The sequence below is a fragment of the Thermosphaera sp. genome (genome assembly GCF_059755995.1).
The window spans coordinates 1-5,605 of the sequence record NZ_DBOUKL010000055.1 but is presented as its reverse complement, the minus strand read 5'-3'; the positions used below and the strand labels follow the sequence as shown (position 1 = coordinate 5,605).

The 5,605-nt window shown below is 52.9% G+C and carries 8 protein-coding genes; 7 read left to right on the top strand and 1 reads right to left on the bottom strand.

The window, feature by feature from the left end:
* Positions 1 to 95: 95 nt before the first annotated feature.
* The 4 genes from AC3OH0_RS05620 to AC3OH0_RS05605 are packed head-to-tail and all read left to right on the top strand — an operon-like array spanning position 96 to position 2,743.
* The gene (locus AC3OH0_RS05620; protein WP_498345083.1) at positions 96 to 353 is read left to right on the top strand and encodes a KEOPS complex subunit Pcc1; all 258 of its coding nucleotides are present in this window, start codon (positions 96 to 98) and stop codon (positions 351 to 353) included.
* Between the two features lie 46 nt (positions 354 to 399).
* Entirely contained in the window at positions 400 to 1,041 is a 642-nt protein-coding gene (locus AC3OH0_RS05615) for a 30S ribosomal protein S3ae (protein ID WP_498345082.1), read from the top strand.
* Positions 1,042 to 1,097: 56 nt separating this feature from the next.
* On the top strand, positions 1,098 to 2,339 hold the full coding sequence (gene glmU, locus AC3OH0_RS05610; protein WP_498345081.1) for a bifunctional sugar-1-phosphate nucleotidylyltransferase/acetyltransferase: 1,242 nt from the start codon (positions 1,098 to 1,100) through the stop codon (positions 2,337 to 2,339).
* 35 nt (positions 2,340 to 2,374) lie between these two features.
* Entirely contained in the window at positions 2,375 to 2,743 is a 369-nt protein-coding gene (locus tag AC3OH0_RS05605; RefSeq protein ID WP_193436304.1) for a DUF2095 family protein, read from the top strand.
* On the opposite strand, the gene AC3OH0_RS05600 is transcribed toward AC3OH0_RS05605, so the two are convergent.
* Positions 2,744 to 3,964, bottom strand: a complete 1,221-nt coding sequence (locus AC3OH0_RS05600; RefSeq protein ID WP_498345080.1) for a redox-regulated ATPase YchF — start codon at positions 3,962 to 3,964, stop codon at positions 2,744 to 2,746. It abuts the gene before it with no gap.
* Between the two features lie 87 nt (positions 3,965 to 4,051).
* On the opposite strand from AC3OH0_RS05600, the gene AC3OH0_RS05595 reads away from it, so the two are divergent.
* From AC3OH0_RS05595 to AC3OH0_RS05585, 3 genes are all read left to right on the top strand, one after another.
* Positions 4,052 to 4,714 carry a 50S ribosomal protein L15e gene (locus AC3OH0_RS05595; RefSeq protein WP_498345079.1) on the top strand — a complete coding sequence of 221 codons (663 nt, stop codon included), beginning with the start codon at positions 4,052 to 4,054 and terminating at the stop codon, positions 4,712 to 4,714.
* Positions 4,681 to 5,148 carry an RNA-binding domain-containing protein gene (locus AC3OH0_RS05590; RefSeq protein WP_498345078.1) on the top strand — a complete coding sequence of 156 codons (468 nt, stop codon included), beginning with the start codon at positions 4,681 to 4,683 and terminating at the stop codon, positions 5,146 to 5,148. The genes AC3OH0_RS05595 and AC3OH0_RS05590 overlap by 34 nt, the downstream gene beginning before the upstream one ends.
* Positions 5,149 to 5,198: 50 nt before the next feature.
* Positions 5,199 to 5,605 (top strand): ribonuclease P (locus AC3OH0_RS05585; protein ID WP_498345077.1); only part of this gene is annotated, 407 nt, incomplete at its 3' end.

Here is a 5,605-nt window from a genome sequence, read left to right as displayed (position 1 = left end):
CGTCTACACTGTGGCGAGGGAACTTCTCAGGGTTGGCTGGGATCCGAGAAAGGTTTACGAGTCCTGCGATGATAAGCAACTATGCGTGATCCAGGGTGGCGGGGTTTAAAGCGGTTGTTAAAGCATCAGGAAACCCAGGCTTCATCGCCTCGGTATACAGGATGCTCCACCCGGATAACGCAACACCTCCGAAAGGGGTTGTCATAGAGGAGAGGGTTAGCGGGGAAGGCTCCTCCTACATGCTTGTTTTCACAGCCCCCAGGGGTTTGAAGGAGCTTAGGACTTTAAAAGGGAGTGTTGACGAGGTCTTGAAGCTACTGGAGGTTGCTGAGAAGCTGGCAATGTTTAAATAACCCCTAAAACGATATAAACCCTACCTAGACATGGAAAGGGATGATTATGCCGGCTAAAGCCAAGTATACTGCGCGAGACAAGTGGAAGATGAAGAAATGGTATGAAGTGCTCGCGCCGAAAGCTTTCGGAGAGGTGTCGCTGGGCACCACCCCGGCGGATGAGCCCGAGAAGCTTATCGGCAGGGTTGTTGAGACAACCCTTTACGACTTAACAGGCGATATTTCCCAGGTACATGTCAAGCTGTACTTCCAGATCGTGAGCGTTGAGGAGGGTAAGGCGTACACCAGGTTCAGGGGGCATGAGCTGGCGAGAGACTATATGAAGAGCTTGATCAGGAGGAAGAGCAGCAAGGTCCAGGCAATACTCGACGTTACAACCAAGGATGGGTACGTGGTGAGGCTCACCATAGCGGCCTTGACAAGCTTCAGGTGTAAGACAAGCCAGAGAAGAGCTATCAGGAGGATTATCAAGGACTACATTGCTTCCAAAACCCCGGAGCTCACCATGGATGAGCTGGTGAACGAGATACTGAGCGGTAAGATATCTAATGAAATAGCCGAGCTTGCTAGGAAGATATACCCTATCAGGCGTGTTGAAGTATACAAGTCTAAGCTTATAATGATCCCCACGGAGGAAGGGCCCAAGCCAGCCGTGGTCGTCTCCCCGGTTCAGTTGAAGTCTAAGTAGCCTTACACGATTCTTTATTAACAAACACTTGTTCTTAACAATAATATGTGAATGCTATGAAAGCCGTTGTCCTAGCCGCAGGTAACGGTGTGCGCTTAAGACCTGTTACGGAGACGAGGCCTAAGCCGCTCATCCCAGTTCTCTGCAAGCCGGTTTTAGGCTGGCATCTCGAATGGCTGAGCCGTTTAAACATTGACGAGGTGGTATTGGTCGTAAACTATATGAAGGAGATGATCATGGACTACGTGAGCAGGTTTCACAGGGGGCTCAGGGTCAGGTACGTGGTTCAGGACCCGCCGTTGGGCACTGGCGATGCCGTGGTCAAGGCACTGGACCACCTGCCGTACAGTGAGGACGTGCTCATAGTGTACTCGGATGTTTTCATTAAGGATGCGAGCGTTTACAGGGAGCTGACCAGCATTAAAGAACCCGTCATCCTCGGAGCCGTTGTGGATAAGCCTGAACACTACGGGGTGCTCGAGCTAGAGAATGGGAGGTTGAAGAGGATTGTGGAGAAGCCTCCGCAACCCCCCTCACCCATCGCTAACGCAGGGGTCTACAAGCTCAACACTAAGGATATTGACGAGCATAAGAACGTGGGGGTTAGCGTTAGAGGGGAGGTGGAGTTCACCGACATAGTTAGCAACATAGCCAGGGTGAAGCAGGTGAACGTGTACACGTTGCCTAAGGGTTGGTGGATAGATATAGGGAGGCCGTGGCACATACTGGAGGCTAATAAGATGGCTCTCGAAGACTTGAAGAGGAGTATTAAAGGAGTGGTGGAGGAGCCTGTCAGGATAACCGGGGAGGTGTACGTGGGAGAAGGCTCCACGATCCACTCGTTCTCATCACTGGAGGGGCCGGTTTACATAGACTCTAACGTGGAGGTAGGGCCGAACGCGAGGGTGAGGCCTTTCAGCGTTATATGCAACGGCTCTAAAGTAGGGTTCAGCGTTGAAGTAAAGGAGAGCGTCTTGTTCGAGAACGTTAGAGCAAGCCACCTCGCTTACATAGGCGACAGCGTCGTATGCGAGAACGTTAACCTGGGGGCGGGCACGATCACTGCGAACCTCAGGTTTGACGAGAAGCCTGTTAAAATGATGGTGAAGGATAGGCTGGAGGATACGGGAAGGGTTAAGCTAGGGGCTGTCATCGGCGGGTATGTGAAAACAGGCGTTAACGTTTCAATAATGCCGGGGGTTAAGATAGGCTCGTACTCCTGGATCCTGCCGGGGGCTGTTGTCCACAGGGACGTGCCCTCGAAAACCACATACCCTGAGCAACCGCGCAGGTTATAAGCCGGGTTGACAAGATATTTTACACGATGATGTAAATGATCCATGATATCGAAGAGTTCAGGAAGAAGTACCCGAACCTCTACAAGGAGCTCGTCGAGGATAAGGGGAAGAGCATAACAGTCGGCTTCGACCCCTCCAGCATAGATCCTTGGAGAGGCTACGTCCCAGGAGTTGTAGACTACATAAGAAGGTGTAGGAGTGTTGAGGAAGCCCTTCGAGTCGTCGACTACCTGAGGGAGCGTGGTGAGATCGGGGAGAAGGAGGCTTCAGAGCTGAAGAATATTCTAGAGGAGAAGGGGCTCGGTTTCTTCGGCGGGAGAAAAAGCGACGACTACTACTACAGGGAGGCTTCAAAGTACTGGGAGAGCTTGAGGGCTAGGAGGAGCGATCGGGAAGGGGATTGATCAGGACTTAGCTGAAACTATCTTCACCACATCCCCATTCCTCAGCACATAGCTCTCCCCAATCCTCTCCTTCCTCTTAGCGTCGACAGCGTAGAGGAAGCCCTGCCCCAGCTCGGTGTGAACCATGTAGGCTAGCTCCCTGGCCGTTGTGTTGCCTGGGACAAGGTAGGCGTCCGGGAGGATGTTGCCCGAGTGATCCGTGTACTTGTTCTGATCCTCAACCGGGTAAACCACTATCAGCCCGAGCTTCCTGAACACTGCGTAGTTTAGAAGCTCCTGCACGCCCGTGGACCCGTATTTCTCGAGAACATTAACCCTCACCAGCTCCAGCGCCCTGGACTGCTCCCTTGACAGCTCAACCCCTGGCTTCACCGTGAACCCTGGGTCGCCGGGCAGGTAGTCTATGAGGCCTGATTGAGCCGCCTTTCTCAAAATCATCTCCGCGAGGCCGCTGACAGGCTTCACATCGTCACCATACTTCTCCCTCAGCCTTTTCACATTCTCCTCCGCTACGGGATGATCCGCCTTGTTAGCAGCTATCACTATGGGCTTGGCAACCTGCCTAAGCTTTAGAGCGAAAAGCTCGACATCGCTGGCGGACCAGTTCTTGAAGGGCTTCGACTCCAGGCCGGACTCCCTCAACGCCTCGATAACATGGTGCTTCCTAATGCTGAGGCCTGACAGGTTCTGCGTCACAAGGTCGAGAGGGGTTGAGGATGATTGAATGCTCTTCGCTATCTTCGCCTCCCACACTCTTTTAACAACCGAGGAAAACCACTCGTCAATCTCCCTCCTGATAAGCTCAACCTCCTCCAAAGGGTCCTGGGTGCCGGGCTTAACCGGGTTTCCCTCGAGGTCTGTCCCGCCCGATGCATCGACAACGTGTATGAGAACGTCAGCCTGCCTCAGGTCATCCATGAACTTATTACCCAGCCCTCGTCCCCTGCTAGCTCCTGGTATGAGCCCGGCAACATCCATTAGCTTGACAGGGATAAACCTGAAGCCTCTGGCGCAGAAGCCTGTTCTAGGATTGCACTGCTTGAGGCCGAGCTCGACGTGGACGCAGGGGGTTCTAACATAGCCTACCCCTATGTTGGGCTCGATGGTTGTGAAAGGGTGGTCGGCTATTTTAACGGGAACCATTGTTAAAGCGCTGAAAAGGGTTGACTTGCCCACGTTGGTCTTGCCTACGATGCCTATTAGCTTCTCGGGCGGGGGCATTCACAAGGCACCATGAATTTCTTTAAAAACCATACTTTATAAACCCCGTATAAAATCATATTAACCCTTAGTAATGGTGCTTAAGCCATGGCTAGAAGCATCTACCACTATATTGCGGAGCTTTGGAAGAAGCCTTACGAAGGAGACATGAAGGAGTTGATGAGGCAGAGGCTGATAGAGTGGAGGCGGCAGCCCTCGGTGGTGAGGGTTGAATCCCCGACAAGGCTTGACAGGGCCAGGGAGCTAGGCTACAAGGCTAAGCCGGGCTTCGTAATCGCAAGGGTAAGGGTTAGGAAGGGAGGTCAGAGAAAGCCGAGGCCTGACAGCGGTAGAAGGCCGAAGAGAATGGGTGTCTACGGGTACGCCCCGGCGAAGAGTATAAGGCTGATAGCTGAGGAAAGGGCTGCCCGGAAATTCCCCGGTCTCGAAGTCCTGAACAGCTACTACGTGGGCGAGGACGGCAGGTACAAGTGGTATGAGGTAATACTGGTGGATCCACACCACCCGGCAATATGCAGCGACCCGGAGATTAAGTGGATATGTGAGCCGCAGAACAGGGGCAGGGTTTTCAGAGGCTTAACCAGTGCTGGGAAGAAGATGAGAGGGTTGAGGAAGAGCCGCGGGATCAGCGGCACAACCAACTACAAGTGGAAGAGGAAGCAGAAGGAGAGGTTGCTGAAGAAGAGGCATGAGGCTAGCAGGGGAGCACGCGATCCATGGCAGGTAGCAGAGAGGATAAACGAAGAGTAGTTGTTAAGAGCGTGGAGGTAACCACCTCCTGCCACTCAACAGAGGATTGTGAGAAAGTCCGCACAGCTCTTTTAAACCTGCTTCCCAAAACCCTTCAATCAAGCGTTAAGATCGATTCTGAAACCCTCCACGGCTTCTACGGCAACAGGATCTTGCTGATGAAGGCTGAAGCCGTGGACGGTGAGCTACTCCTCAAGCACCTGGCGGAAAACCTTTCTGATACCGAGAAGAGCATTCTATCAGCAAGCTTCAAGCTCAGGTATGATGCTAGAACGGGGAGGCTCTACTTAAGGTTCAGCAAGCAGGACGCCTACACTGGGAGCCTCAGGCTTCTCGACTCTGACGACGTGGTAAAAGTAGTCGTCCACTTCTCCAACGCCAGGAGGGAGGAGGAGGTTAAAGCCCTGCTTAGACAAATAGGCTTAATACGTTGAAGCCGTGAATATCTTAATTGTGTCATAAACTATTAACCGGCTGGTAGCTCATGTTCACGGACTTAAACGTTAAAGACTGCAGTAGCGAGCTCCTGGAAAAGGCTGCTGCACTAGGCTACTCCGCGCTCGCCTGCTGGGAGAACCCTGACGGTGGCGGAGGGGTAAGGGTTGTGGGGAAGAAAGTGCTCTCTCCCAGGAGCCTCGAGGAGTTGAAGCAGGCACTGGCTAAAATCCCTGTTGGTAAAACCGTGGTGTCAGTCTCCCCACGGGACACTGCAACGGCTAGGTGGAGTGCTCACGATGGAAGAGTTGACACCATAGTTATGACTCTCGAGAACATTGACGTGTTCGATAAGAAGCAGTTCTCCACGATGAAGTACTATGGGAAGCCCCTTGAGATCTGGCTGAGCGATTTAAGAAGGGCTGGCAGCGTGCACCTGGCCAGGTACTATAGGAG

Bases quoted from the DNA above. Each gene is read 5' to 3' on its own strand.
- AC3OH0_RS05615 (WP_498345082.1), top strand. From the start codon at position 400: ATGCCGGCTAAAGCCAAGTATACTGCGCGAGACAAGTGGAAGATGAAG.
- glmU (WP_498345081.1), top strand. From the start codon at position 1,098: ATGAAAGCCGTTGTCCTAGCCGCAGGTAACGGTGTGCGCTTAAGACCT.
- AC3OH0_RS05605 (WP_193436304.1), top strand. From the start codon at position 2,375: ATGATCCATGATATCGAAGAGTTCAGGAAGAAGTACCCGAACCTCTAC.
- AC3OH0_RS05600 (WP_498345080.1), bottom strand. From the start codon at position 3,964: ATGCCCCCGCCCGAGAAGCTAATAGGCATCGTAGGCAAGACCAACGTG.
- AC3OH0_RS05595 (WP_498345079.1), top strand. From the start codon at position 4,052: ATGGCTAGAAGCATCTACCACTATATTGCGGAGCTTTGGAAGAAGCCT.
- AC3OH0_RS05590 (WP_498345078.1), top strand. From the start codon at position 4,681: ATGGCAGGTAGCAGAGAGGATAAACGAAGAGTAGTTGTTAAGAGCGTG.